At 53.1% G+C, this 26,110-nt stretch carries 25 protein-coding genes; 7 read left to right on the forward strand and 18 right to left on the reverse strand.

Annotated features, from left to right (window positions below):
- Positions 1 to 294: transposase (locus tag BLW21_RS18295; RefSeq protein ID WP_139255058.1), on the reverse strand; the 294-nt coding region annotated here is incomplete at its 3' end.
- 125 nt (positions 295 to 419) lie between these two features.
- Between BLW21_RS18295 and BLW21_RS18300 the strand changes: the two genes are divergently transcribed.
- The gene (locus BLW21_RS18300) at positions 420 to 623 is read left to right on the forward strand and encodes an NTF2 fold immunity protein (protein ID WP_092743118.1); all 204 of its coding nucleotides are present in this window, start codon (positions 420 to 422) and stop codon (positions 621 to 623) included.
- A 298-nt stretch (positions 624 to 921) separates the two neighbouring features.
- Complete coding sequence (locus BLW21_RS18305; RefSeq protein WP_139255306.1) at positions 922 to 1,560, forward strand: hypothetical protein; 639 nt, start codon at positions 922 to 924, stop codon at positions 1,558 to 1,560.
- Between the two features lie 321 nt (positions 1,561 to 1,881).
- On the opposite strand, the gene BLW21_RS18315 is transcribed toward BLW21_RS18305, so the two are convergent.
- The 12 genes from BLW21_RS18315 to BLW21_RS18365 all read right to left on the reverse strand — a co-directional run bounded on the left by BLW21_RS18315 (position 1,882) and on the right by BLW21_RS18365 (position 13,200).
- Positions 1,882 to 2,151 (reverse strand): hypothetical protein, encoded by a 270-nt coding sequence (locus BLW21_RS18315; RefSeq protein WP_092743124.1) that lies wholly within the window; start codon positions 2,149 to 2,151, stop codon positions 1,882 to 1,884.
- Complete coding sequence (locus BLW21_RS18320) at positions 2,148 to 2,939, reverse strand: ParA family protein (protein ID WP_092743126.1); 792 nt, start codon at positions 2,937 to 2,939, stop codon at positions 2,148 to 2,150. The genes BLW21_RS18315 and BLW21_RS18320 overlap by 4 nt, the downstream gene beginning before the upstream one ends.
- 378 nt (positions 2,940 to 3,317) lie before the next feature.
- Positions 3,318 to 4,475: an ATP-binding protein gene (locus tag BLW21_RS18325; protein ID WP_394331661.1), complete on the reverse strand. Its 1,158-nt coding sequence runs from the start codon at positions 4,473 to 4,475 to the stop codon at positions 3,318 to 3,320.
- Positions 4,451 to 4,669, reverse strand: coding sequence for an AlbA family DNA-binding domain-containing protein (locus tag BLW21_RS21905; RefSeq protein ID WP_245711959.1), 219 nt, complete (start codon positions 4,667 to 4,669; stop codon positions 4,451 to 4,453). The genes BLW21_RS18325 and BLW21_RS21905 overlap by 25 nt, the downstream gene beginning before the upstream one ends.
- 111 nt (positions 4,670 to 4,780) lie before the next feature.
- Positions 4,781 to 5,473 (reverse strand): recombinase family protein, encoded by a 693-nt coding sequence (locus BLW21_RS18330; RefSeq protein ID WP_092743128.1) that lies wholly within the window; start codon positions 5,471 to 5,473, stop codon positions 4,781 to 4,783.
- A gap of 627 nt (positions 5,474 to 6,100) precedes the next feature.
- On the reverse strand, positions 6,101 to 7,141 hold the full coding sequence (locus BLW21_RS18335; protein WP_092743130.1) for a replication initiation protein: 1,041 nt from the start codon (positions 7,139 to 7,141) through the stop codon (positions 6,101 to 6,103).
- 832 nt (positions 7,142 to 7,973) lie between these two features.
- Complete coding sequence (locus tag BLW21_RS18340; RefSeq protein ID WP_092743132.1) at positions 7,974 to 9,365, reverse strand: ISKra4 family transposase; 1,392 nt, start codon at positions 9,363 to 9,365, stop codon at positions 7,974 to 7,976.
- Positions 9,366 to 9,498: 133 nt separating this feature from the next.
- Positions 9,499 to 9,999: a recombinase family protein gene (locus BLW21_RS18345; protein WP_092743134.1), complete on the reverse strand. Its 501-nt coding sequence runs from the start codon at positions 9,997 to 9,999 to the stop codon at positions 9,499 to 9,501.
- 57 nt (positions 10,000 to 10,056) lie between these two features.
- Positions 10,057 to 10,563 (reverse strand): plasmid pRiA4b ORF-3 family protein, encoded by a 507-nt coding sequence (locus tag BLW21_RS18350; protein WP_092743136.1) that lies wholly within the window; start codon positions 10,561 to 10,563, stop codon positions 10,057 to 10,059.
- Entirely contained in the window at positions 10,493 to 11,125 is a 633-nt protein-coding gene (locus BLW21_RS18355) for a recombinase family protein (RefSeq protein ID WP_245711960.1), read from the reverse strand. The genes BLW21_RS18350 and BLW21_RS18355 overlap by 71 nt, the downstream gene beginning before the upstream one ends.
- A 250-nt stretch (positions 11,126 to 11,375) precedes the next feature.
- A complete protein-coding gene (locus BLW21_RS18360) occupies positions 11,376 to 12,326 on the reverse strand; it encodes an Abi family protein (RefSeq protein WP_092743138.1) in 951 nt (316 codons plus the stop codon).
- Between the two features lie 343 nt (positions 12,327 to 12,669).
- Positions 12,670 to 13,200, reverse strand: coding sequence for a hypothetical protein (locus tag BLW21_RS18365; protein WP_092743140.1), 531 nt, complete (start codon positions 13,198 to 13,200; stop codon positions 12,670 to 12,672).
- A 43-nt stretch (positions 13,201 to 13,243) separates the two neighbouring features.
- Between BLW21_RS18365 and BLW21_RS18370 the strand changes: the two genes are divergently transcribed.
- The 3 genes from BLW21_RS18370 (at position 13,244) to BLW21_RS18380 (ending at position 17,735) form a co-directional block, all read left to right on the forward strand.
- Positions 13,244 to 14,317, forward strand: coding sequence for a DUF2235 domain-containing protein (locus BLW21_RS18370; RefSeq protein WP_092743142.1), 1,074 nt, complete (start codon positions 13,244 to 13,246; stop codon positions 14,315 to 14,317).
- A gap of 64 nt (positions 14,318 to 14,381) precedes the next feature.
- A complete protein-coding gene (locus BLW21_RS18375) occupies positions 14,382 to 16,328 on the forward strand; it encodes a gluzincin family metallopeptidase (RefSeq protein ID WP_139255307.1) in 1,947 nt (648 codons plus the stop codon).
- A 3-nt stretch (positions 16,329 to 16,331) separates the two neighbouring features.
- Entirely contained in the window at positions 16,332 to 17,735 is a 1,404-nt protein-coding gene (locus BLW21_RS18380) for an MBL fold metallo-hydrolase (protein ID WP_139255308.1), read from the forward strand.
- A 5-nt stretch (positions 17,736 to 17,740) separates the two neighbouring features.
- Here the strand turns inward: BLW21_RS18380 and BLW21_RS21305 are convergent, their stop codons facing one another.
- The 3 genes from BLW21_RS21305 to BLW21_RS18395 are packed head-to-tail and all read right to left on the reverse strand — an operon-like array spanning position 17,741 to position 22,267.
- Positions 17,741 to 18,775, reverse strand: coding sequence for an MBL fold metallo-hydrolase (locus tag BLW21_RS21305; protein ID WP_139255309.1), 1,035 nt, complete (start codon positions 18,773 to 18,775; stop codon positions 17,741 to 17,743).
- 33 nt (positions 18,776 to 18,808) lie between these two features.
- Positions 18,809 to 21,070, reverse strand: a complete 2,262-nt coding sequence (locus BLW21_RS18390; protein WP_175471043.1) for a ThiF family adenylyltransferase — start codon at positions 21,068 to 21,070, stop codon at positions 18,809 to 18,811.
- Positions 21,071 to 21,103: 33 nt separating this feature from the next.
- The gene (locus BLW21_RS18395; RefSeq protein ID WP_092743152.1) at positions 21,104 to 22,267 is read right to left on the reverse strand and encodes a hypothetical protein; all 1,164 of its coding nucleotides are present in this window, start codon (positions 22,265 to 22,267) and stop codon (positions 21,104 to 21,106) included.
- Positions 22,268 to 22,729: 462 nt separating this feature from the next.
- Between BLW21_RS18395 and BLW21_RS18400 the strand changes: the two genes are divergently transcribed.
- The gene (locus tag BLW21_RS18400) at positions 22,730 to 23,794 is read left to right on the forward strand and encodes a helix-turn-helix domain-containing protein (RefSeq protein ID WP_092743154.1); all 1,065 of its coding nucleotides are present in this window, start codon (positions 22,730 to 22,732) and stop codon (positions 23,792 to 23,794) included.
- On the forward strand, positions 23,791 to 24,294 hold the full coding sequence (locus BLW21_RS21635; RefSeq protein ID WP_092743156.1) for a hypothetical protein: 504 nt from the start codon (positions 23,791 to 23,793) through the stop codon (positions 24,292 to 24,294). The genes BLW21_RS18400 and BLW21_RS21635 overlap by 4 nt, the downstream gene beginning before the upstream one ends.
- Here BLW21_RS21635 and BLW21_RS18410 read toward each other — a convergent pair whose 3' ends face one another.
- Positions 24,295 to 25,359: a tyrosine-type recombinase/integrase gene (locus BLW21_RS18410; RefSeq protein ID WP_092743158.1), complete on the reverse strand. Its 1,065-nt coding sequence runs from the start codon at positions 25,357 to 25,359 to the stop codon at positions 24,295 to 24,297. It lies immediately after the preceding gene.
- 259 nt (positions 25,360 to 25,618) lie between these two features.
- On the reverse strand, positions 25,619 to 26,110 hold a 492-nt coding region (locus BLW21_RS18415), incomplete at its 5' end, for a Fic family protein (protein WP_139255313.1).

The raw sequence follows: 26,110 nt of genomic DNA on the forward strand, positions 1-26,110 counted from the left end.
TTTGACCGTGGTCGAGTCGACCAGCACCCAAGCATAATCCGGCTCCTGCACCGCCTGGAACAGGCCCTCCCAGACCCCAGCCAGCGCCCAGCGGCGAAAGCGTCGGGCTACCGTGTTCCAAGGGCCAAACCGTTCGGGCAGGTCGCGCCAGGCGCAGCCCGTGCGCACCCGGTAGACCACGGCGTTGACAAAATGGCGGTTGTTGCGGCCTGTGCCGCCTGCCGTACCGGCCTGCCCAAGTGTGTGCGGCTGAATCAGTTCCCATTCACGCTCAGTAAGTTCGTGGCGTCGCATCCCGCAAATTTAAACATGACTGTCCACACACTCTAGGTGAAGCTCACGCCCGGCAGCAAGTGCAACGCGTCATAAGTGCAGCTGCCCAAACACCATTCTACAAACCTCTGCTACCCACCAGAGCCGTGGCCACGGCCATGATGGAACCGTTGCTGTTTTCCATTTACGGTAAAGAAAATATTATCAGGCAGCGCCCCTACGAGGTGTACTTAATCAATGGCTTCTGGTACCTAGCGGGCACACTCCCTGATGACATGCTCGGCGGAACGTTTGAACTCATTGTGGAAGCGCAGAATGGCCGCGTGGTGGAGTTGACCCACGGTAAGTAATCGTTCAACAAAAGCGTCCTTTTTATGAACAATTCTGCTCTTTGAGTGGACGCTTAAAATTCTATCTTGCCACCTGATAGGTGCTCGTCATCAGCTCCTTCTCTGAGCGTGGGATTTGGCAATGGCTGGCCAGCTGTGGCCGTTGCTGCACAGCCGTTACAATCGGCATGAGCACGGCTTCTGCTAAGAGTCGATAGATAGCTGGAAGTAAGGGACTACCTCTCGGTCAAGATCGAGCGCGTGGTCGGTTGCCAGATGAACGAGAGGCCTGCGTTTATAAAAGTAAAAGATCATGCCTATGCCTTCCAAGCCAATTTCTACTGCTACGGTGCACCACTATAACGATACGCCGCAGCCGGACTTCTGCGGCCTGAGTCCCGTGCAGATGCACCAGCTGCTCTACCAGCCACTGGAACCGTCATGCGTAGTACGGCTGCGCACCAGCGTGCCGAACGACGTGCTGGATCAGGTGCCATTTCTGCGGCTAACGGAGGCCTTCTTGCACCTGCTACAGCGCGAAACGCCCCTTCGCCTGACACCCTTGGGGGCCTTGCCGCGCAAGTACCTGCGTGAACTCTATGCCCACGGATTCATCCTTGAAGAAGGGCTGGAAACGGGCCTGTTCACCCTGAGCCGGGAAATAGATTCGCTGGCCATCACCACCTTGCACCAAACTACCCTGCTGGCGGGCCTGGCCCGATTGGTGCGGGGGCAACTGCTCCTGACCAAAAAAGGTGGGCAACTGCTCGACCCGGCCCAACGCCCGGCCCTTTGGGCGCTCGTGTTGGATACCTTTACCAAGCGCTTCCTGTGGGCCTCGAACGACGGCTACCCCTCCGGCACGGTGGGGCAAACCGGCTGGGCCTATTCCGTGTATTTGCTCGCCCGCTTCGGCGAACAAATACGTCTCGTATCCTTCTATGCGGCACACTACTAGCGGGCATTTCCTTTTGTGCTGGCCGAGTTCACCGACCCAGCGTATCGGACGCCGTTGGAACAACTCAGTCATTGCTACGGCGTGCGCACGTTTGAGCGGGGATTGAACTGGTTTGGCTTACTCAGACCTGAACCCCAGCCGGCGGTACTTCACCAACCTGACCAGCTAATGAGTGCTTCTACGCTGCTGCTCCAGTTGTTTGAGGTGCAGCAAATGCCTGCGTAGGGTGTGCTCGCCAAATGCGACTTTTGGACCAAAATTTTAACCAAAGTAATAATTGAGAACGGCTGCATTCTAATTGCTTCCCTCCTCCCCCACTGCCTATCCTTTAGCGATAGGTCGTAACAATTCGGGGTCTTGACGGGAAAAGAATTCGCTTAGCGCCTGTTCGAGCAGAAGCCGCTCGTTGCGCCGGCTCCAAAAAGCCAGCCGACTTAGCTGCTCTTTGTGGGTGATGGTAATGCGCTGGCCAAAGGCGACGAGCTTCTCCCCCGCTTCCGGCAGTGGGGAAGCAGCCGGAGCAGCAGTGAGCGGAGGAGCGGCGACCGACTGCATCAGCATATCGGCCATGCTTTGTGTGGGCTTTTTCATAGAGCTTTCAGAATGGCTTGGGTGAGTAGCTGGTAGTCCTGCGCGGCGCGGCTAGTGGGGTCGTAGGTACAAACGCTTTGTTGCGTAGCCTGTGACATTGGCACGGCCATATCCTTGCGAATGTGGGGTAGCAAAGCATCGTCACCATAAATACGGCGCGTGGCCTCTACCGTACCGTGGTTGAGCGCGCCGCGCTGGTTGGGATGGTAGGCAGTGAAAAAAATGCCGGCCATGGTCAGCTTTTCGTTCAGGTTGTCCCGCACAACGCCGGCGGCTCGCACCATGTCGTGTAGTCCGTCGAAGGCCAACTGCTCGGCTTGGCAGGGTATAACATATACATCAGCCGCCGTCAGGGCTAGGCTGGTCAGGTCCCCCAACGAAGGTGGGCAGTCAATTACTAGGTAAGCGTAGCCGCTGAGCTGCGGCAATAGTCGGCGTAACAAACCGTGGTAGCCAGGAATTCGTTGGAGCCGCGATTCTTGGCTCAGCAGTTGGATTGAAGCGGGCAACAGGTCTAAGTTGGCTTGCTTGGTTTCGACAATGATTTCCTCCAGAGTAGCCTCCCCCAACAGTACAGAAAGCAGTGTGTGTCCCCGATAACCACGCTGATGCAGCACGGCCGTGAGGTTACCCGCCTGCGGGTCCAAATCCAATGCGAGTACAGCGTGGCCCTGGCGAGCCAGTTCACCAGCAATAGCCGCTGCAGAGGCCGTCTTTCCAACGCCCCCCTTGTTGTTGGCAACGGCAATGACCTGTGGATTTGGTGTTGTTGTAGTGGAAACCGACATAACTAGCAGGGCTTACAGCGCTAGCTATGCTAGCACTTCTTGTGCTTATTTTGATGCAATATATGCTATAAGAGCAAGTATACCTAGCGCTTATAGTGACAATAGCTTTAATATTGTCTTTTCTGCTTCTGTTCTAATTGCTTAGCAATCAGAAAATAATACTGCAAACAGGTATATGTGATAGTATTGCTAGTGCACATATAATAGCTAGCAATACAAGTGTTACTTGTATTGCTAGCAGTATGGAAGGGGTTGGTTCACTATTGGCTCATGCAGGGTTGATTGAGCCAATAGTGAACCAATTGAACTGCCAGTAAAACAGGCCCTGCAGCGTCTATTCAACGAATTGCAGCCATACTCTTGTTCATCGTGAACCAATCATGAGCCAATTAACCGGTACTCCGTTCCAGCCCCGCGGGTCCCGATTTTTTGCAGGTACCCGCCCTTCTCTAACTCGCCGAGGTAGCGGGTGGCCGTAGACTTGCTTACCCCCAATTGCTGCTGCACTAAGGCGTTTGTGATGATGCTGTGCTGTGTGGCGTACAGCAATACCGGAATCAGGTCCGCGCGTACGCCCCGCTGGTGCCAATACGTCGCCGAGTATTCAGCAAATGCCACCACGAAGCCTGAGGCTTCGAAGTAGAATTGCGGTGCCGGCAAGTGGGCGGCCCGACACTCATTTAGCATTTTGATAGTGCCCCTGCCCCAGGACTCAATGTATCCAGCCCGGAAAAGGGTATTAGCTACGTCCGGGTTGAAGGGCTTGGATGGATGCTTGCGCAACAGGTTCTCTACGGTCCAGCTGTCGGGCAGGTGGCCTTCATTCCACAACTGCAGCTGGTCTTCGTAAACGCTAATCTGGACGGGTGTACCGCCGCTGTAATCTTTGTGGGCCAAGGCGTTGAGCAACGCCTCGCGCAGGGCGGCGGCAGGGAAAGGAGGCTCTTCTAGGCGACTTGCACCCTCATAGCGCACCTGGGCTTTGGTATACTTTGTCTGCAGCAAATCCAGCGTACGCTCTACCTGCACGAGCAGTGGCCCATGCACTTCGTCCTGATAACGCAAATCATCATCGGCGGCAAAGAAGCCAATCTTGACATAGGCGCCCGTGATAAATTTCTCGGGCGTGGAGTGAAACAGCAGCACAGCGGCACGCTTCAGATAATCACCGTCCACTAGATTCAGGTTGTCGAGCAGCGCTTCATTGCAGTCGTCGAGAACCTGCTCATCCACGCGCCCACTCTTAGCGGCGCGCTGTCGAAATAAGGTGAAGGCCTCAGCCGATAAATCGTGCGCCTTGACGCCTGGCACCGGTACACCATCCCAGCGCTTGCCTTGTTTCTGCAACAGAAACGCACTTAGTGCCGGACCCCTAAGCTCCTGTTTGGTGCTGCCACTACGATAGTGATACTGACCGCGGTAGCTGATAGGGTAGGGGTAGGGTTCGACAACAATCTCTAGATACTCCAGTCCGCCTTCTTCGTGCCGGTTGACTTCCACCAGGATGCCCATCAAATCACGCACCTGGTTGGGCAAATCTTCGAGCAGCTTGCGGATACTTCTTCGAGCAGCTTGCGGATACTAGTGAGCCCAACGACTTGTCCATTGTCGTTTTTCCCCAGGTAGATGCGTCCACCCTGCGCGTTGGCAAAGCCGCAAATCCACTTGAAGTACTCCTCTCGCCACGACTCCTTCCACTCGATATTCTGCTGTTCACGGGCGGTGCTCATAGAGGACGTAAATGGGGCGATGAGTGAGAAACGGGGCGCTGCCGCTAGCTGGGCAAGTTACCCAAATGCGGGTCTGCAAACACTTAAGGCGTGATGACTAGTGGCAACAGCCTACGCTATGGCATCAGGCTCGGGTAGACTGGCCGAGGACAAATCTGGTTTGAGCAGACGTAACACCGTGGTTTTGTGAAAGCTTTTTCCCCGACGTGTGCAGTAGCCGTGGGCATTCAACTCGTCGGCAATAGCCAGCAACGTCAATCCATCCCGCCGGAGCAGAGAGGCGAGGCGACGGGCCTGTTTATTGGGTATGGCTTCCTGGGCATTGCGTTGTACTGTTGCCCGGCCCAGAGCCCGGGAGTCAGCCGTGAAGTTACTCGGGTTGCCCAAGGTAAAACCGCGAGCCTTCTTGGCAAGTAGACCCCGCTTCGTTGAATCGGAAATATCCTTGGCTCCCTTTTGCGCGACGGCCGCCAGGATGTTGATGGTAAATTCGTCGGCATTAGGAATGTCGCACGCTTTAAAGCGCACCCGCTCCTCCATCAGCTTGGAAGTGAAGTAAACGCTGCGAGCCAACCGCGACATTTCCGCTACGAGGAGCGTAGCGCCAGCTTGGCGAGTTTCGACAATGGCCTTCGCCATTTCCGGGCGATTGTTCTTGCGCCCGCTCTCCACCTCAATGTACTCGGAGAGAATCCTGTCGCCGGGCTGTAGAAACCGATGGGCAATCAGGCGCTGGCCTTCCAGGCCCAAGCCGCTCTGGCCTTGTCGGAGCGTCGATGCGCGTAAGTAGAGAACATAGTCCATCTCGAGCAGTTAGGAGCGGCAGATAAGAGTCAGAAGCTACAAAGTTACGTACTAAGAACGACCGTTGTTAGTACGTAACTTTGTAGCTTCTGACTCTTATCTGCCAAGCTGTCGGGGTAAGGGTGAGAACAGCATACTAAGTCGTCCCAGAGGCCAATGCTCCCTTTAGAAAAGGCAACCCCACTACAAAGTGAGAACCGATGAGATTAAGGCTACTAAAACGTCGGGAGAGCCACCATCAAAAAGGCGGATCGTGTGCTAAGCAGCAATGCTCTTCAGCAAGGAAGAAATGAGGCTCAGTTAAAAATTTGGTCCGAAGGTTAACCGAACCATTTAGGACCATATTAAAAGCTGCTGCTGAAGAAACAGAAGGCACAATCAGTCTGTAATAGTATAAAAACCGCGTTTTTGAAGCGTAAATGGACTATTTTATACTTTCACCTCTGTCTTGTATCATTCAAAACGCATGCCTAAAAACCCTGGATTTTGATTTATTACTTGACTCACACCAGCATTTATCTAGGCTTAACGCACTTATGCTTGGTACACTACAAAATAGACGTTACCACAACGAGTTAATTGGAAGAGAAGAGATAACTTACGCTACCTGTCTAACAATAGCCCTGCTTAAGCCTTTTCGTAAACATCACAAGCCTTTTTGACCTGAGTAAACTCTTTTTTCAGTCTAGCCCAAAGAACGGCTGGTGGATTATCTAACTTATCCCAATCGGCATTTACGGCAGACATTGTATCCCGAAGCTTAGTATACTTTACGTTATCAACACCGATAGCATTCTTCACTATTGTAAGTTGCCACGGAGCAAAGTCCCACTTCTTTCGCAACGAATTCAGGATTGTAGCAGCCTTATCCGTGGATGATGAATCCTTGCTGGTGGGTACTACTGTGTTAGTAGCTGGTTTGATCTCCGGATTCAGCCCGAGGGAGAGTTGGCGAGGAACAAGAGTATCGGCTTTAGGAATTTCGAAATGGATACTGGTAACCTTTCGACCTGTCTTGATCGGATTCCACACTACCATAAACCCAACTTCTGTGGAAGTAAACTCCTTCATTATGGGTTCCAGAACGTAGCGTTTGAAATCAGCGAAAACCGGGTAAATGAACTCGTCATTGAAGAGGATATACTTTAAAGATTCCAACGTTGGCGCATACTCGTGCTTTCCGTATTGGTAGCTCTTCAGTAACCAGTAAAACCGCTGGGCATTCGGCGTCTTTAAAGTCAGCAGAGTTTCAATGTCAGCGCTGGTAAAATTGCCCGCCTTGGTTAACTGTAAGAGATAGGGTTTAATCAGCGGAGCAAAGTTTCCGGTGACGTATCCAGTACCAGTATCCAGAGATATGTCTGATACGATACGGGTGAGAATAAATGAACCCTTCTTGTTACCTCCTTCAACTGGCTCCAGATTTAGCTCCTTGTCGAACAGGTCACGACAAGCTTGCTTTAGATTAGCATACGCAGAACCACCACGCTCACCATGGAGGATAGCATCGACGTGTATTCGGATGGGTGGAAGTTCATCGTTAGATTGATGAATACATCTCAGAGCTTCGACAAAGACGCGCGCTTCGGTATGGCCCATCTTCATCTGAGTGCGGATAAGGTGGTTATGCTGAAACACAATAGTGTTCTCCGCCTTAGTCAGATTCATAAGCAACTGAGTTAGTTAAGGCCCGAAGATATGAATTATGGAATAACTTTAAAATCTTTCCATGATTCACCGGCATTCCCTTCCATAGTTACCGGCATTCTCTTCCATAGTTACCGGCATTCTCTTCCATAGTTTACCGGCATTCTCTTCCATAGTTACCGGCATTCTCTTCCATAGTTAGGCTCACAACTACATATTTATCAATTAGTTATGGACTCCTAAGAATAGAAGATAAAGAAAAGAAAGAAGAAACCGAAGAAGGATTTCGGATTTTTAATTTATTTCTTCTTTCAAAAGCATTCACAGTGGGTAATTGCTTTGAAATGGCTAAAAATGGTCAAAATCCTTGCTCTCCAGGACTTTCACACCCCAACGGGTACATACGGTCATAAGGGGCTGCAATAGTCCAGCAGGGCTACTAAACACGAAGCCAGTAAAAATAGCCGATTCGTGTACATACATATCTTTCAACAGACGGCACCGGCATTTTCTTCCATAGTTCGGAGCATGTAGCACCGGCATTTTCTTCCATAGTTCATAGTAAAATCCTCTATCAAAGTGATTTAACAGCACAAGAATGTAATGTCAAATAGACTGCCTTGCTGAAAAAGGTCATCTAACTATGGAAGGAAATGCCGTTCGATAGTTGAGAGTACTAAGGGGAAAGTCAAAAAGTGTGGAACAGGCGTATTGGGTTGTAATCAAACGAGTTTCTCATGGCACTACCGAAAGGCGCATACACCTACTGGCGGCAGGGGTCTACCTTGGCTGCCCCACGCTTTTGGATGCTCTCGAAGAGTTGGAGAGCATCCAAAAGTGTGGGGCAATTGGGCTAAGCGGCCATCTGCATCGGTTCCGCTGGCACTGACCGAAATCCCGGATACTGCTGCCGGAAACAGTCTTCCCATTCCTCGTTGAGCACCTTGGTGCGGGCCTGTACGAGCAGATGCGCGCCCTTTTTGGTCCACTGCATCTGCTGTCGCTTCACCATTCGCTTGGCTAGCACCTGGTTGACGGCCGACTCCACAAAGCCCGTAGACACCCGTTCGCCGTAGTGATGCCGCTCGGAGTAGTCCACGATGAAGCTGCTGTTTTGCTCTACATACGTCTGGAAATCAGCAATTAATCTGCTCAACGGCTTCAGCTTGCCATATTTCTTGGCCACCAGCGGGTCGTCTTGATGCGTGGCCAGGATATCGTCTAGGTCCCTGATTTTTTCCACCGCCCGCTCCGCGTTGCCGTGCCAGAGGTGCCACTTAATGCTATGCAAACGGTCCTGCAGCGCTTTGCCACCGGCCGCATCGACCTGGACCACGCCCAGCGCGTATTGCTGCAGCACCGTCAGGCGCATGGTCAGGTGAAACCAGTCCAGGATGTGGGTGGACTCCGCACTCAGGTAGCTGGTCAGCGACCGAAGAACCGCGGCGCCGTCCGTGAAAAATTCCACTGCTTGATTGGCCTGCAGCCCCTGCGAACGCAGGACCTCGAACACCCGTCGGCGCGGCTTGGTATCGACCTCCTGCACGAAACCGAAGCATTTGGCAGCCCCTTCGGCGGGAATGCTTTTGCCCGCAATCACCTCGAAACAGCCTTTTTTATGCCAGTGCCGGACGTAGCCACCGTCGAGGCCGACCACCAGCGGGCGGGGCGGGCACGGCAAGGCCTCGCGGTCGCGCTGGCAAACGCCGTGAAAAGGGGCCACTTCCTGCGGCAGCTGCCGTTCCTGCGCCTCGACCACGGCGTGCAGGTGCTGCTGGATGGTCGTGCCTGTGAGCTTCGCACTCAGGGGCAGCACGTCGTGGAGCAAATCGGCCGTTTTCTGGTAGGGAATCAGGCTGGCCCACTTGGTTTCCAGGTACAGCAATTCCGGCGTCACGTGCTGCGGAAACAGGTGCTGCAGGAGACTGAAGGTCTTCGGTCCGGCCTCGGTGGGTGGCAAGTAGTAGCGCGGGCTATCGACCGTGACGTTGCCGAATAAGGTTTTCAACTGGAGCGGGTAGCTGCCTTTCTTGCGCAACCCGCTGGGCTGGTGCGCCTGCAGGTGCGTCGCTATCTGCTGCCCAATCATCGTTTGCTGAATGCGCTGCAGCAGCTCCTTCGATTCGGCCAGCGTCAGGCCCACGCTAGCTAAGCTCAGGTCCTCCCGGCTCCAGGTGAACACGTCTTCGAGCAGGGGCTCTTCGCCTTCCGACAGGCACGCCACCAATTGTAGTTTGAAGTTCATGACATCAAGGGATTTAAGGATTACATCAAGGCCTTCACTTTACGAACCGTGTTGATGGCCACGTCGCACAGCTTTGCCGTGTTACGTACGCTCAGGCCCGCGCGCAGCTGCCGGGCGACGGCGGCATGCTTTTTCAGACGGCTTTGTCTTCCTTCGCGCCCACCGGGCGGCCAATCGTGACGCCTTGCCGCCGCGCTTCGTCCATGCCCGAGAGGATGCGCTCGCGCAGGGTCTCGCGCTCCAGGCGGGCAAATTCGGCCAGCAGCGTGAACATGAACTGGGCGACGGGGTTACGTTTGCCGTTTTTGAGCGTTTCAATCCCAAAGTTTTGGACGTAGATGCTGACGCTCAGCTGCGTCAACTCCTCGACGATTTGCAGGACTTCTACCGTGGAGTGGCCCAAACACGAGACTTCGCTCACCAATACTTTCTGGATGGCGCCCCGGCGGCTCAGTTCCAGCAACTGCTGAATGCCCTCCCGGTCCTGATTCCGCTTGGCGCCGCTAATCTTCTCCGCAATCTCGGCCACCACCTGCACGGCCTGACTCTGGGCCACGGCGCGCAGGTCCTCCACCTGCCGCTGGTAGTCCTGCTCCTTTTTGGAGACGCGCACGAAAATAACGGCCTGTTGCATGGCGCAAAGCTACCTGGGATGTATCAAATAAACCATCTGGTTTTCTTGATACAGATTTCACGCGCGTTCATACGCGAAGAAATAGTCGTAACCGCCCTGCGAAAGTAGAAAATCGGGATTGCCCTTAAGTTGATACAGTTTGGCTAGTTTCTGGTTGACCTGGTCTTTGTCGAAGTGTTCCGGCCGATAGGTCCAGAACCAGGTCGGTACGTCGTCCTCTCGGATATCCTCGCCGGCCAGTAAACGGTCATGAGCTTCGTAGGCCCAGCTGAACTGGTCGAGCGTGCGCTGGTCATAGCCGCGGGGGCCGCCCACTTCTTCCGGCGGGCAGGCGCGGCGGCCACTCACACACACCGGCACTGCCGGCACTTTGGCTGGCAGCAGCACTTTTTCGACCCGCACCTGGTGCTGCCAATAGTCACCGAAGTCGTAGGTGTAAGTGAACTTGTCGTTGACCCGCCACGGGAAATCGCCCAAGTGGACTCGCCGGGCGTCATCGGCGTACCATGTGCCGCCGGCGTAGCTCAGGCCGTAGTCCTTGCCCCACAAGTGAACATTCCGCATCCGAATTACACAACTCTACCTGGCGGCGGTAGCGCTTGACGCTGGATTCGCTCACACCCGTGATGACCACCGTTTGATGCACCGACATGCCGGCGGCCAGGCAGGCCTGCACCTTGGCCAGCTTGCCAGTATCTACGCCCGGGCGGCGGCCCAGGTGCTTGCCCTGCGCTTTGGCCAGGGCAATGCCCGCCGTGGCCCGCTCGCGGATGCTCTCGCGGTCGTACTCGGCCAGCGCGGCGAAGATGCCCAGCACCAGCCGGCCGGCCGGCGTGGCCGTGTCGATGCCCAGGTCTAGGGCCACGAAGCGCACTTGGCGCTCGTGCAGCTCGGCCACCAGCTGCATGATGTGGGCGCTGTTGCGGCCCAGCCGGTTCAGGCGGGCCACGGTCACCGTGTCCCCGGACCGCAAGGTGGCCAGCAGCTCGGTGAGCACGGGCCGTTGGGTAGTAGTACCGCTGATCTTTTCCTGAAACACCCGGTCGACGCCGGCGGCCTGGAGTTGGGCGAGTTGGGTATCAAGGTGCTGGTCTTTGGCGGAGACGCGGGCGTAGCCGAAGTTCATGGCGAATGGGTCAGGAAAGTGGGGCCATGAAGATACGCAGCTGGCCCCACTTTCTGGCCCCTCATTTCCGGGATAAGTCGCTACTGATTGGCAGGGGCCAGAAAGGTGTGCCTTTCTGGTCCTGTCTGCCTCTATCCCGCAGAAAACCCTGCTCGGTTATGACACTTAGTGGCCGGTGCCAAATGGGCCGCTCAACTTTTTAACTAAGGCTAAAGACGGAATAGAGTGACAACGTCGATTTTGCTAGTATTTAGACCTCCAGCCACATTATTTCCTGGTCCCATCCCGCCGGGAACCCCATGTGCTGCCGGTGCAGACCCAACGTAATGAGGTCGTATTCGCGCAGCAGAGCAACCACCCGCCGCCCAAAGCTGGAGGTCTGGCTGACCTGCACCATCAGGAAGTTGAAGATGGAGAGAGTGTAATAGATTTTGGTGTTGATGGCCGTGACGTTGGACTCGGTGAGCCAGTAGCCGGCGTGGCCCCGCTGGTTGGAAAGCATCGGCTTCATCGAGATGTCCCACAGCCGATCATGGTGCGCGCACTTGTTGCGAACCCCGTTGATGCTTTGCATCCAGGAGTCGAACACCCGTAAAGCTAGGTTGAAGTGGTTGGCAATGGCCAGCTTGGGCTTGGTATCCACGAATTGGGTGAACAGGTTGTAGAGCGTCCCAAAGGAGAGCAGCTCCAGTACCATCCAGGCGGGCGGGTTACGGGGCTGGTCGTAGAAACGGTAGTAGTCCGCGATAAAGGTTTTGCTTTTGGCCCGGTCCAGCTCGCCGCGGATGGTGGAGAGGAGTTTCGAGGAAGCCGCCTGCTCGGCCGGGGTACTGCGCTTAAAGAAGCGGGCTTGCTCGTACCAGTTGTTGTCGCCGGTGTAGCGGGTGATGTGGTAGATAATCTGGGTGCGAAACGATATTTCCAGCCGCTCAATGTCTTCCAGGCAGAGCAGACGCAGTTGCTTGTCGAACTGGTAGCGGCGCAGAATGTCGTCGAAGGTAGTGCCGGGCTGGAAGTGGCTGGTACCGGGCGTCAGGAAGCTGCCCCAATAGCCGCTGAGCCGGTAGTAGCTGATATTGGCCAGGTAGCGCAGGGCCCGCGGTTCGTCCGCCACCACAAGGCCCCGGGCCTGCAGCTTCTGCAGCTGCTGGGTGAAGTCAATGGCCGGCTTGGTAAAGTAGCGAGTAGGGCGGGGCGGCATAGAACAGAGCGGCAGGCAAAAAAAAACCCACCCTCAGTGGGGTGGGCTTCCGGTCAAACAGCAAGCCGAAGCTTGTGACCGAAGAATTTTACGGTACCAACCAAACAGCACCGGCAAAGCCGATGTGGCGGATACTTTTTTTGTAGACCAAAGATAAGGCTTTTAAAGGAAAATGGCAATCCCAGCTCCTCAGAGCCCCAGCTATCAGTGGCAAATCTTGTCAGCAAGTAGTCTTTACCGGTGCAAGTAAGCTTGAGGTGGTCTAGCTAAAACTTCAGAACGGGTCATCTTGTATCCATATACGCTGCAATGATAGTGTCGCAAGTGCTAAGCAGTCGTCTATCTACTTGATGCGAGTTGAGGTCAACCGAATGCTCAACCCCGAGTTCGACCCCGCCGGCATGCCAAGCCCCCGCTGGCTGCCATCTAGGCTGTTTCTTATAATTAGAAGCACACGCTGAGGATTTTCTAGGTTGCCTTCAATCAACTCGGAGCCCTTACGGTGCATATCGGACGCTTTGGCCCTGTAAACCTGAACCATACACCCCTCCTGTAAGGCACGGTGGCACACGCCCCGCATGTAAAAAGCATTAAATTCACCTTCCGCGAAGGTAGTCGCTGCATTTTCAGGTACTTGGCGCGTTTCAGCTCCGCGCTTCTCGTGCGTATTGAAGCACTGGTGTTGCTGGAGCGCAGCAGCTAATGTGGCTTCAGTGCCATTGGTAACGGCTTCGCGAAGCAGCCCCGGGTATAACTCTAAACCAGTTCCGTTGAACCGCTTGCTGAAGTTGAGTTGACTGGCCTTAATGGCCTGTTCTACCTCAATAAGCATGTACTGCCGGGTAATATTGTCCAGATGTTCGAAATTAAACATGATCTTATCTTAGGGCATTGGCAGAGATGGAACAACCAAACTTATGAGTAAACGACTAATAATTCTATGTGATGGTACGTGGAACCGGCCAGAGAACATGGACCGGCGCAAGCGCAAGCCAACAAATATCATGAAGCTGGTTCGGGCTATCAAGCCGTTGGCTGCCGATGGTAAAGTCCAGGTTACATATTACGATGAGGGAGTGGGTAATAATCCTGGCTTAGACCGCCTACTAGGCGGCAGCTTTGGGGTGGGGTTATCTAAGAATATCGTTCAAGCTTACCGTTTTCTACTCTACAACTTAGAGCCTGATGATGACGTTTTCCTCTTTGGGTTCAGCCGAGGTGCTTACACCGTACGCAGTTTAGCTGGCTTAATCCAGCACTTGGGGCTCCTGCCCAAAGAGCATGATTTTTATGTGCCTGAGGCATACGAACTCTACCGCAAGCGTCCACCTAAGGAGCAAAACCAGAACGACTGGCAACAGCAGGTCGACCAGTTTCGGAAGGACCATAGAGCCCGGGCAATTAACATTCATTTCATCGGCGTATGGGATACCGTCGGGGCACTTGGGGTTCCACTTGGCGTATTCAATGTATTCAATCACCGCAGCCATCAATTTCACGATGCTCGTTTAGGGCATTGTATTCATCACGCATACCATGCTTTGGCCATTGATGAAAAGCGCAAAACTTTTCGGCCTACTCTGTGGGAAGATGTGGCTGCCCATCAAGTGCTGGAACAACGCTGGTTCACTGGCGTGCATACCAACGTGGGAGGCGGCTACGAAAAAGACGGCCTAGCAAACATTCCCTTGCATTGGCTGAAAGACAAGGCCGGTGCCCTTGGACTGGATGTCGATGAGGTATTTCTAGAGCACTACCGAGCTTGGTTTGGGGACCAGCTCCGCAATTCCATGACATGGTATTATCGTCTGCTTGGTACGCACATTCGAGAAATCGGCGTTGGCCGCGGCAGCAACGAGACGATTGATGAAAGCGTGCTAAAGCGCATGAAATTCCCAGATGCTGCTTACCAACCCACCAATGTGCTGGCAGCTCTGCAACGCCCCGAGTTCAGTGACCCGGCGCTAAAACCCAGCTCGGAGGCAGGTTGATTACCCAGTGTAGCTGTGTATTGCGCAGAATACTTACTCTTAAGAAATCCATTTAGTCAGCTTTATGAATGCATACCCACTACCTGCTAAGCGTCGGCTCCGAACATTTGCATTTGACCCAAGTTTAGCGGGGCAGCTTGAAACCGCTTCAATCAACCAAATCACGCTTGAAGTGCCGTGGGAACCGCTGGAGCCCGGTCCAATAGGTGAATACTTAGAGGTGGTAGACGTAGACCCAGCTTCAGGTCAGGCGTATTGTCCGGTAGATTTGAATGAACCTTTTGTATTGGCTCAGGATGGGCTAGCTCCTTCTGAGGGCGACCCCCGCTTTCACCAGCAAATGGTCTATGCTGTTGCGATGGCTACCATCAAGCGGTTTGAGGAAGCCTTAGGTCGTCGGGCCTTGTGGTCGGTGCCTCGGCGTGGGAGCCAGCAATGGAAATACATTCCGCGCTTACGAATCTACCCGCATGCTCTGCGCGAGGCGAATGCCTACTACAGCCCGGACAAGAAGGCTCTGCTATTTGGGTACTTCCGAGCGACGGCCGCCCAAGGACAGGAAGTACTGCCAGGCGGCTTGGTTTTCACATGCCTATCGCATGACATAATCGCCCATGAAACGACCCACGCGTTACTGGACGGAATGCACCGGCGGTTTGCCGAGCCAAGTAATCCTGACGTCCTGGCATTCCATGAAGCGCTGGCCGACATCGTGGCTTTGTTTCAACACTTCAGCTACCCGGAAGCCCTGCGACACCAATTGGCTCGTACTCGTGGTGACCTATCTAGCCAAAACCTGCTAGGGGAACTTGCTCAGCAGTTTGGCCAAGCCATTGGTTCGCACGGGGCGCTACGTGATGCACTAGGCACTCGGGATGCAGATGACCGTTGGATGCCTAAGATTCCCGACCCGCTTTTGCTCCGTCAAACAGCAGAACCCCATGCACGTGGGTCTATACTAGTAGCTGCTGTGTTTGGTGCCTTTTTACGCATTTATCAAACCCGCACAGCCGACTTGCTGCGAATTGCTTCAGCGGGTACTGGGGTACTGCCAGAAGGAGAATTGCACCCAGATTTAATTAATCGTTTGGCCCAGGAGGCTGCCACGACAGCCCACCATGTACTGCGAATGTGCATCCGAGCCCTCGATTATTGCCCACCAGTAGACATCACTTTCGGCGAGTTTCTGCGAGCCCTGGTAACGGCCGATCGCGACTTAGTAGCCAATGACTCCCGAAGCTATCGGGTTGCCGTAGTAGAGTCATTTCGTCGCTGGGGCATCTACCCTGCTGGAGTTAATAGCTTGTCGGAGGAAAGTCTGCTGTGGGCTAGCCCCACGAAAGAAGAAGAAGAAGAGTTGCAAAAGGCACTTGGGGATGCCAAAACCCTGCGCAGTTATTGCCCGGACTGGGGCTTATCTTCGGAGCGACGTTCAGTTCATGAGCAATCGGAAGCGAACTGTGAAAGCTTAAATGAAGCACTGGTTAAGGCCCAGCTGCCAGCTGCTGTGCGTGCGTTAGGCATGAGTAGTGATTTGGTGAGTTATGGTTCTTTTTACGAAAGCACGCATTACGCCAAACTTGGCCTTAAAAATATGCCTACGCTGGAAATCCACGCGGTGCGACCAGCGCGCCGCGTGCTGGCCAACGGTGAAGTCCGAACTGACCTGGTGGTAGTTGCCACACAACGGCGCCGGGGCTACTTCTCACTAGAACGCCAAAAGGCTATCGATTCGCGCACTGAAACGCCTGCCGATGGTAATGACTACGATTTTATGTTTCGGGGAGGTTGCACGTTACTGATAGATTTGGAAAAAGGCAACATCCGTTTCATTGTGCGCAAAGACGTGCTCGATGAGCAGCGTATGGCAGCTCATCGAGCATACTTACTTAATGGTCTCACTCCTAGTTTACAGGGCGTGTATTTCGGCTCTCGTGGCAAAGAGCACGCCGAAGGTTTAGCCGAACCGTTTGCCTTTCTTCACCGCATTGATGATTCCTTGCTTTCCTAACCAATGAGTATTCTACTAACTGCTCCTATTGGTGGGGCAACTGTCCGTATGTACCGCACCGGTGGCCTGGGCGACTGTTTCCTGCTGGCGTTTGGGCGCGCAGATGGCGTAGCCAGCTATGTGTTGATTGACTGCGGCGTATTTCTTGGCACTCCTAATTCCAAAGAGCGCATGCAAGAGGTGGCCGAGGACATTAAGCAAGCAACTGGTGGAAAGCTCGATGTTATAGTTGCTACGCATGAGCATTGGGACCACCTAAGCGGTTTTGAGTATGCCGAAGACATTTTCCGCACCATAACCGTTGGGGAAGTCTGGGTGGCCTGGACAGAAGATGAGCAAAACCCACTTGCTCGCCAACTCCAAACACAGCGTAAAAAAAAGCTACACGCGTTAACTGCAGCCGTAACTCGGCTAACTGCAGCTGACGAAAATCGTGGAAAGGAGTTGCAAAATATCTTGGACTTCAACGGCATGGCGGCAAAGGGAGAAGCCAAACAGATGGATTTAGTCCGTTCGTTTAGCGAAACCGTACGCTACTGCCGACCCGGACAAGCACCGCTGCAAGTACCAGAGGTAGCTGGTCTTAAAGTCTTTGTTTTAGGGCCACCCGAAGATAGTAAGCTTATCAAGCAGTCGCGACCCCGTAAAGGGGATATCTATACAGTAGCTAGTAACTCCGCAGAGTTATCCTTGGAAATGGAGTCCAGCTTTTACGCAGCCGTTGAAGGATTGGAAACAGCGGCAACGGAAATGCCTTTCAATGCTTCCTTTGGAGCCAGGATTGCTGAAGCGGTGGCTAGCACGGAGTACAATGCCTTTTTTGATAAGTATTATGGTGCAGATTCTGATAAAGCCGGTATGTGGCGTCGCATTGATACAGATTGGTTGCTAGCAGCTGAACAGCTGGCGCTGAAGCTAGATAGCAATACCAATAATACCAGCTTGGCGCTTGCCTTTGAATTAGGCAATGGTGACGTATTGCTCTTCCCTGGCGATGCGCAAGTGGGCAACTGGCGGTCGTGGCATCAGGTAAGTTGGGACAAATTGGCTCCACCAATTAAAGGGCCCGAGTTATTAAACCGCACTGTACTCTACAAAGTGGGCCACCATGCTAGCGAGAATGCTACCCTTTCGAGCTTAGGGCTTGAATTGATGGAAAGTGAAAAGCTGGTAGCCCTAATTCCGGTAGATGCTGAGCAAGCCAGGAAGAAAAGCTGGAATATGCCCTACCTACCTCTCTACGAACGCCTTCTGCTCAAGACAAAAGGCCGTATTCTGCGTTCCGACCAAGAGTTGCCAACAAAACCGGCTGATGTACCCGGGCACCTCTGGCAGGATTTTGAGAAGTCCACCAGCCAAGATGAAAGCGGACGTGCTTTATGGGTACAGATTGAAGTCAACACATGATAGAACTACAACTTAACTACTGGTTTTAATCCACGTTCTGGAAATAGGCTTTTATTAGTTGTGAAATTCATGTATGTCCCCTTCAGAGATTGTGTGCTGTAAATACTGCTTTTCGGAACAGCTTGCTTCAGACAATCAATTACCGCTGGTTTGGGATGTTTACCATTGCCGGGAGCCGCCATCCAAAAAAAGGCTGGCGAGAACCGTCGTGCCCATTCGGCATCAATGTTATTATGACTTCCATGATGTGGAAGTTGCACAGCACTGTAGTCAGATGCTATTAGCCCGTTTTCATCAGCTGACGCAAAAGAAGTTGCACTAGCATCCGCTGTGAATAGATATTTTTTGCCTTTGCTAGAAGTTAGCTCCAGCATGACACTCACCTTATTATCTGGCGATTTGTCTTGAGATTGTTGAATTGCTTGGCATGGGTCAGTCGATGCAAGTACTTCATTTAAAATTTCCTCATCCAAGTGAGTGCCTTCTGTTAGCAATTTCCGGCCAGTATCACATACAGTATCCTCGTAAAACTTTTTGCTGGGTCCTACAACTATGATGCTAGTACCAAAGACATCAGGCAAATTTTTCACATCTGAAAAAATGGGTAACTCTTTGATTTTTAGTACGCTCAACGCATCTTCCAAATCACTCATCTCCTTAATCGATTCATCTATTCGTTGAATAAATGGCGAAGTAATTTGCAGACTATCAGCAGTGCAGGTCTCTGTAATCAAGAGACTACCGGATGAATTATTCTTGTGATTGTTATAATAACAAGCCTCTATTTGAGCTTGGAATCTCTGGGCTATTTCTATCAATCCACCGATATGGTCTCGATGCCCGTGTGTATTTATAAGATACATAGGTATTTGGTTACCAACCTTCGGCAAAATGTGCTTTGTGTAATGATTAATTACCTTCTGGCCATCTGCTTTGGTACCTCCATCAAGGAAAATGACGAAATTCTTTTCTTGGTCTTTAGCCCAGATAATAGTTGCGTCGGCTTTGCCAAGATTTAAAATATCGATGCTAAAATCCATTCTGCATTAGTTAGAAAAGGTGGTTTACTGATTCTACAGGCAAGTATGTGCGTGCCCTTTAGCAAGGTCATCGACGTACCAGCTGATATTAACATTATCACCGGCGATGGCCATTACAGCAGGTAGGCCATCGGCAATTCGGTGGTCGCAGAGCCAGCTAAACAACTTACGGTCGTCGGTGCTTGGTCTAGTACCGTTATTGGGCGGATGTGAATGCCACTCTCCCACGTAGTCTAATTGGCCATTGGTCAGTTTTTTTACAGCTTCTACTTTATCTAAAAGCCCTTCTACGCCGCGAATAAAACTGTCACCTCGTTCTTGACTATCCAAGGGTGCGGTAATATGGTCCACTATGTAAATCTGCCGCCGCTGCGTATCGAAGGCACCAAGTAACACCCCACCCGTTTCACGGAAGTGTTGTGTCTCATGCTTCAACCGTGTGGCGCGGTGCTTAGCCATCTCCCGCATGAGGCGAGTAGAAATGTGTAAGGTCCACCCGGCAACGGCAGAAGTTTGCCGGTAGCGGGAGGTAGAGACTGCGAGGGATGTGACGGTTAAGTCAGGTTGGGTTTGCCAGATTTTAATCAAAGGGTTTGGCTTGGTAGCCGCCGAGCGCACAGCCCTCGCACCCACTGCTGCTAAAAGCGCTACTTGGTCTTGTGGGATGCGCGAAGATTTATCCCGACAGCCGTTGGCATAGCGAATAGCTGAACCAGTACTCAGCAGGTGTGCCTCTAGCACAGTCTCCTGTGTTAGAGCCCTGTAATATTCCATCTCCAAATAGTCCAACCGCAGTTTTCGGTCATTCGATTCTGCCAGGACCACCACATCGGACCCTGATGGGTTGAGAAATACTGAAATGCGGCGGGCCGTCGCAGTCACATCTAGCGCCAAGTGCCGGGCTACGGCAACTGAAGCGGAAGTGTCAAGCAAAATATTTGCGTCTTGGTAAATGGGAGCTAAGCTTTGCGCCTCATCCTGCAATACGTCTACCACGTGATAAGAAGCAGTGGGCAATTCGTAGAGCGTGTTCAGCTCTTCAGCCAATGCTTCCGCTTTGGGACGTCCCAGATGTCGGCCGCTTAATCCATGCCTCGGCAAATTATGCGGGAGCAACTGGTCATTGTCGAGGATTGTCCAGCTGCCCTGACCAGCTTTGTGGAGATTAGCAATGAGTTGCGAACCCAAAGACCCCGCACCTATAACGACGTAGGCAAGCGGCGTAATATGGTGTAGGCCGTTGTATTCAGCAGCCTGGGCTGGAGAAATCATTGCTACGGGATTCAGCAATGCAATTGGTACATCAAGCCCCAGCGCCAACTGGTTTTGAACTATGGCTGTGTCATCAATTGGACTGGTAGCATCTGGCCAGCAGGCCAATGCTTCACCTACTTCTCGCGTCGATTGGGTAGTTAGAAAAGCCCATACTTCGGTCGTTTCGGCCGCTGCTTCCACAACTCGCTGTTTGGGCACCCGCACCAGTCCCATCAGTGGCAGCGCTAAATCAAACGTGGCCTGCGTTGCCCACTGCGTAATAGTTTGCCGAAGCTGACCGATAAAGTCATCAGCAGCAATGCTTAACAGCCGATGCAGGCCTGCCAACGTCTGGGGCTGCTCCTGAATCAGGCCGTGCAATTGGGGGCTGGCCTCGTAGGTAAAGCCCAGCAAAGAAACAGCCGCGCTAGCCGCAGTTCCAATTGGTTTGGTTTCCGGTACGTAGGCCCCATAAGTGCGCTCAACCGGCGTTTCACCGAGCAAGTATAGCTCTAGGTGATTAGGTAATACTTGCGCCCCGGCCGAAAAAAACAGGCTCGGTACCAATACTCGTTCGGCACTGGGAAAAAAGACTGGTTCAAGGGCCTGCGTTGCATCATGCAACTCCCCGCGAGCGGTAAGCCTCAGCCAATGCCGTAGGGAAAGAAGCAGACCGGTTGGTGTCCAAACGAGCCGTTGCTCGGCAACAGGCAGCTCGGATAAGCACAGGTCTTTCGGCTCATTGGCGACCGTCAGGTTCAGGTGGGGTACTACCGGAAATGCCTGGCGTAGCGAAAGTATTTTCGGTAGCCCATTGGGTTTATTCGAAAACACGATGGCAAACCGCTCTACCGGCAAAATCTTATTAACGGGTTGCTGAGGCAGTTCTGGCTCGACGTCAATAACCACTGTGTCGCGCTGCAAAATCCGCCGCAGTTCAATCAAGCGTACAAACGGCAATTTGCCCTGACGCAGCACTTTGTGCAGCGCCAGGGCCTTATAGTTACGTAGGTCTTTGGCGGTAATGACTTCACCGTTCAAAACCAGTAGGTCTGTTGGTTCCACCGTAAATACTTAGCGAGTGGAGCCTGCGCGTGGCGTAGGCTTGGTCAGAATAGCTGGCGCACCTGCGATATCCGCTTTTTCGAGGGTCACCCCGAGGTAGTCAATTTTGAGCACCATCGGTTTGGGAGCCTCTTTCGTCGGCTGTTCCATCGTAACCTTATATACTACTTTGTTTTTCGCGTTCAGCGTTTTGTAGTAGGCAGCCGCCTGCCGGTGGGGTGGCTGTGTGGTATCTTCCGTTGGGATGACATCACTGGAGGAAATGATGATCGAATTCGCCTGGGCGTAGGTTTCGTACAGTCGCTTCACTTCCTCATCAGGCACTGTAATATCCTTGCCCTTATCCTCCGAGAGCGACAGATAGCTGGAGTGATGAGGCAGGTGCATCACATCCCACCACAGGCGCTCTAGATGCGCGCTGCCTTTCCGTTTTTTGTCCGCGTGGTATTCGGTAATATTCACAATATCATCAATGACGCAGTGGTCGATATCGGTGAAGAAATGTACTCGGGTTTTCTTGATAACCCCGGTGCTGGGGTGCTTTTCCTGGAAAGTAGCCTGCACAGCCAGGGCATCGGAGTTACGGTCAAGCAGGGTGCCGTCGGCCGTGCGCGAAGCGTGGGGCGAATGCAGAAAGAATTCCACGTTGTCAGCCGCCAGCGTCAGACCCGGGATTAACTGGCCCGCATCCGTGATTAGCTTACGATGAGCTTCATCATTTATTTTGTTGTCATTTAGCCACTTGTTCAGGGTAAGTGGGTTAGAAAAAACGCGAATGCCCTTGCCTGCCTTAAAACGGTGGCGGGCCTCATCCTGAATGGTTTTGGCATCTCCGCTGCACTCTTCTTCTACCAGCACAGCCGCCGGCACCCAGAGTTCGGTGATTTTGATGCGCCCATCACCTTGGAGTTTCGTACTGTGTTCGAAATGGAAGAACTCCGTGCTACCGCAAATGTGGTCCTTGTCGAGATGGCTAAACGCCACGACGTCGTAGTAGCCCCGCTTGGCATCTGTGAGGTCTTTGCTCAACTCCTTATTCAGGTCTATGCGCTTGTCAGCCTTATTGGCCGGGTCGCTCACGTTGGCGTAATCAATGAGCAGCTTCTTGCCGTTGGCTAAGTCGATGCGGGTAGTGTCGGCATTGCCGAGGGGAAAAGCGGTTATTTTGTGCATGCTAATATTATTGCCAGAACCGCTGGCGCCGTAAGTTGAATGAGGCCCTTTTAATGGGTACAAGCATTTCTTTAAGGGAAAGAAACGTTTGGGCAGGCCTCGGATAATTCACTTGTATTCGTAAAAGAATTGTAAGTTTGTATCCGAAAGCAAATGGAATGCTCGCTTGGGTGACCAGCCCAAGGATTCGTGTGCCGCGAAAAAATCATTCCTGAATCCACCCTCCTGCTGTTGCCACGGCGGGAGGGTTTCTTTTTTATGTGAGGTACTGATGCAGTAGATTAGAAGGTAGTACAATCAAGCGTCGGACGTGGTGTTCCCCATAGCCGACGACACAAACGTACAACGATCTTGGTTGACAAGCAACATTTTAACTTATATTTGTCGCTAAGGCAACAAATCGCCCCGTGCTAATGGTTGATTAGTACATTCTTATCTCTGAGAAAAAACGAACCTTCACGCATGACCACTTTTTCTGATAACCTTCGCGCAGCCCGTAAGATGAAGGGTTGGAGCTTACAGGAGTTGGCAGACCGGGTTGGCACGATTACGAAGCAGTCCTTGAATAAGTATGAGCAAGGGCTAATGAAGCCGGAAGGCACAACATTGGGCCTGTTGGCCAAAGCGCTGGAGCTCACTACCGATTATTTCTACCGTTCCAATCGGCTACAGCTAGGCCAGGTTGAGTTTCGTAAGAAGGCTAAGCTCACGGCTAAAGAGACGGATAGTATAAAAGAGAAAATCAGAGACTATTTAGAAAGATATCTTGAAGTTGAGGGGCTTTTAAATTTCCAGCATACTTTCAATTCCCCGTTTAAAGATGATGAGGGAAGGCCATCTAAGAAGAAGGTAACCACATACGACGATGTCGAGGAGGCTGCTACCTGCACGCTACACGCTTGGAAACTTGGTATCAACCCAATCCCCAACGTGATTGAAATGTTGGAGGAGAATGGCATCTGCATTCTCGCGCTGGAAACATCATCCTCGTTTCACGGTCTGGCTACACACGTCAGCAATTTGCCTGTAATTGTGCTGAACAAGACCGATACCCCTGAACGTCGCCGGTTTACAGCTTTACATGAATTAGGACATCTTGTCCTTGATATTGCCACCGATGACGAAAAAGAGGCAGAAAACTTCTGTCATCGATTTGCCAGTGCCATGCTGATGCCCAAAGAGGTAGTTGAACGCGAGTTTGGGGTGGAACGAAAACGCATTTCTACTTATGAGTTGATAGCAGTTAAGCAACAATTCGGCATCTCCGTGCAGGCAGTGATGCGTCGCTTACATGATTTAAAGGTGATAACAGCCGGTCACTATAAGTATTTCTGTATTAAAATATCTCCCAATAGACAAGAAGTAGGGTTGGGTAAGTATGTAGGTGAAACTAACCAATCGTACCGGTTTCAGCAACTGATTCACCGGCTCTTAGCGGAAGACATTGTGTCTGATTCCAAAGCTGCGAACTTGGCTGGCATGACTTTGTCAGAGTTCCGCCGTGAACTTATGCCAACAAATGAATGAAGCCTACCCACATTGCTATTCAAGACACTGTTATTCTGCTCGATTTATTACAAGCTGCGTTAATTACCCCGGCGTTTCAGATGTCCTTCACCTATTGCATTACTGATTTTGTTTGGGCTTGGCTGGAGGAGGAGCACCGCCAGCAACTGCAACCGTACATAAAATTGGGGAAGCTCCTTGTGGTCGAGTGTACACCCGAGGACAGTGAAGCTATTGGTGAACTACTTAGTTTACACCCGCGATTCACCATGGAGGAATGCTCGGTGTATTACGTCGCGCGCACCAATGAATGGCCCATGTTGACTAGTTGCAAATGCCTGTACACATGGGTGTACGTTCCTCCCATGCAGCTTCTGAATATCACGTGGTTGTTCAAGCAATTGTTGACGCAGGCAAGCCTCACAAAAAAGGCAGCGTTGGAAGCTATAGACCGTTTGGTATTGGTCAACCCACGTTTAAGGGTGGAATGCGCTGCTTTAAAACGAGCTTGGGCGAAATAATCAAAGCCCCAGACTCTGAGCAGCATTATAAGAGACCACATTGTTAAGCTGCGTGTAGCGCTCAATCATAGCATCCGTTTTCTGCTTGGTCTGGTTCTTAATGGCTTTGTGGGACTGCCCATTGAGTACGGCTACCGTTACAAAGGACACACGCAGTGAGTGGGCTGAGTAAGCCGGGCCGAGGCGCTTTTGCACCAGCTTGTTGATGGAAATGTCCGAGAGCCGCTTGTCCGAGGGAGCGGCCATCTGCCCCGGAGTAGCCCGCGGAATCTTCACGAACAGCGGCCCCGTGTTCCGGCCCAGCAAGTTGAGCCAAGCCCGCAGGCAGCGCACGGGGCAGAAATCCATCGTAGGGGCGTAGAAAATAGCTTTATCCTCCACCGCGCCGTACTGGTTGGTCTTGCTTTTGGCCAGGTGCACCAGCAGCGCCCGCTCCGTGAATTCGAGCTGCTCGATGTTGAGCTCCACCAGTTCCGAGCGCCGGAAGGCCCCCGCAAAGCCGAGCAGCAGCAGCGCCCGGTCGCGCAGGCCAGCCGATGTTTCCAGGTCGATGCGGCGGATGGCCTGCTTTAGCTCCTCCGCGGTAAACGCCTGCGCCTGGTCCTGCCGCTTGCCCAGGGTGCGGGCAATGCCTTCCATCACCACGTTGAGCGCATCGAGCGTCACCGGTAGTCGGTGGCCGGCGAGCTGGTGAGCTTTGCGGATGGCCGCCAGGTGCCGCTTGATGGTGGCCAGCGAATGCGGCCGGGTGAGGGGCTGCTGGCCCTTGCGCTTCTTTTTCTCCCCACGGCCCCCGTCGCTGGGTTCCGGAGTTGGCTTCTCCGTCGCCAGGTACGCCACGTACTCGGTCAGCGTTTCCACGTCGGCCGGCAGCGCCCGCAGCCCGTGCCGCTCGCAGAAGCCGACGTAGCTTTTCAAATCCGAGGTATACGCGCGCTCCGTGTTGGCCGCGCCCTGCAGGCCGACTTCCAGGAAGCTGGCGACTTTAGCTGAGGCCCGGGCCAGTTGGGTGCTGACCGTGGGGGGAACAGTCGACGCCGGAACAATCGTAAGGTCTTCGCGCATGGAGTAGGTTCGGGAGGGCGTGGTGGCTATTGGATTTGGGTGCTTAGCCTGTCCGTTGGTGCACACCTTATATATAGGTGTCAGAGTTGGGTCAAACGGCCACTCTTTTAGCGGGTAAATATAAGTTATGATAAGTAAACATTATCATAACTTAAAATCGATTATCGTGAAAAGCGAGTCAGCGACGATAAGCACCTATTAGCGGTACTAAGATGGCTTGCGCAAGAGCCCGAGAACTGGGAACAACTTGCTCGCCACCCTATCCGGGCGACGGCCACTGCAGGCGGTAGCTGGTGCTGCGACCACCGGCGCTGTCCTGGCGCAGGATTCCTTTGGCCACCAGGTCGGCGATATCGCGACCGGCCGTATCCTGGGAGCACTTGGCCATGCGGGCCCACTTTGAGGAAGTCAACTTGCCCTCGAAGCCGTCGAGCAGTCGGGTCACCAGCCGCTGCTGGCGCTCCGTCAGCGCAGTCGACCGGTGCAGCTCCCAGAAACGGGCCTTTGCCAGAACTTGGGCCAGCGTCTGCTCGGCCGCCGTCACGGCCCGTCCCAGGCAGGCCAGAAACCACGTGAGCCAAGCCGTCACATCCAAGGAGCCGCGCTGGCTGGTCTCTAACAAGTCGTAATACTGCTGGCGCTCGGCCTGAATCTGGGCCGACATGCTGTAGCACCGTTGCCCGCTGCCATCGGCTCGAGCCAGCTGCAGGTCGGCAATGGCACGGGCGATGCGGCCGTTGCCATCGTCGAA

The sequence above is a fragment of the Hymenobacter psychrophilus genome, assembly GCF_900107135.1.
GTDB lineage: Bacteria > Bacteroidota > Bacteroidia > Cytophagales > Hymenobacteraceae > Hymenobacter > Hymenobacter psychrophilus.

Bases quoted from the DNA above. Each gene is read 5' to 3' on its own strand.
- BLW21_RS21305 (WP_139255309.1), bottom strand. From the start codon at position 18,775: ATGGATTTTAGCATCGATATTTTAAATCTTGGCAAAGCCGACGCAACT.
- BLW21_RS18375 (WP_139255307.1), top strand. From the start codon at position 14,382: ATGAATGCATACCCACTACCTGCTAAGCGTCGGCTCCGAACATTTGCA.
- BLW21_RS18345 (WP_092743134.1), bottom strand. From the start codon at position 9,999: ATGCAACAGGCCGTTATTTTCGTGCGCGTCTCCAAAAAGGAGCAGGAC.
- BLW21_RS18350 (WP_092743136.1), bottom strand. From the start codon at position 10,563: ATGCGGAATGTTCACTTGTGGGGCAAGGACTACGGCCTGAGCTACGCC.
- BLW21_RS18335 (WP_092743130.1), bottom strand. From the start codon at position 7,141: ATGAATCTGACTAAGGCGGAGAACACTATTGTGTTTCAGCATAACCAC.
- BLW21_RS18370 (WP_092743142.1), top strand. From the start codon at position 13,244: ATGAGTAAACGACTAATAATTCTATGTGATGGTACGTGGAACCGGCCA.
- BLW21_RS21905 (WP_245711959.1), bottom strand. From the start codon at position 4,669: ATGAGCACCGCCCGTGAACAGCAGAATATCGAGTGGAAGGAGTCGTGG.
- BLW21_RS18320 (WP_092743126.1), bottom strand. From the start codon at position 2,939: ATGTCGGTTTCCACTACAACAACACCAAATCCACAGGTCATTGCCGTT.
- BLW21_RS18395 (WP_092743152.1), bottom strand. From the start codon at position 22,267: ATGCACAAAATAACCGCTTTTCCCCTCGGCAATGCCGACACTACCCGC.
- BLW21_RS18340 (WP_092743132.1), bottom strand. From the start codon at position 9,365: ATGAACTTCAAACTACAATTGGTGGCGTGCCTGTCGGAAGGCGAAGAG.
- BLW21_RS18410 (WP_092743158.1), bottom strand. From the start codon at position 25,359: ATGCGCGAAGACCTTACGATTGTTCCGGCGTCGACTGTTCCCCCCACG.
- BLW21_RS18380 (WP_139255308.1), top strand. From the start codon at position 16,332: ATGAGTATTCTACTAACTGCTCCTATTGGTGGGGCAACTGTCCGTATG.
- BLW21_RS21635 (WP_092743156.1), top strand. From the start codon at position 23,791: ATGAAGCCTACCCACATTGCTATTCAAGACACTGTTATTCTGCTCGAT.
- BLW21_RS18355 (WP_245711960.1), bottom strand. From the start codon at position 11,125: ATGAACTTCGGCTACGCCCGCGTCTCCGCCAAAGACCAGCACCTTGAT.
- BLW21_RS18360 (WP_092743138.1), bottom strand. From the start codon at position 12,326: ATGCCGCCCCGCCCTACTCGCTACTTTACCAAGCCGGCCATTGACTTC.
- BLW21_RS18330 (WP_092743128.1), bottom strand. From the start codon at position 5,473: ATGGACTATGTTCTCTACTTACGCGCATCGACGCTCCGACAAGGCCAG.
- BLW21_RS18305 (WP_139255306.1), top strand. From the start codon at position 922: ATGCCTTCCAAGCCAATTTCTACTGCTACGGTGCACCACTATAACGAT.
- BLW21_RS18365 (WP_092743140.1), bottom strand. From the start codon at position 13,200: ATGTTTAATTTCGAACATCTGGACAATATTACCCGGCAGTACATGCTT.
- BLW21_RS18400 (WP_092743154.1), top strand. From the start codon at position 22,730: ATGACCACTTTTTCTGATAACCTTCGCGCAGCCCGTAAGATGAAGGGT.
- BLW21_RS18315 (WP_092743124.1), bottom strand. From the start codon at position 2,151: ATGAAAAAGCCCACACAAAGCATGGCCGATATGCTGATGCAGTCGGTC.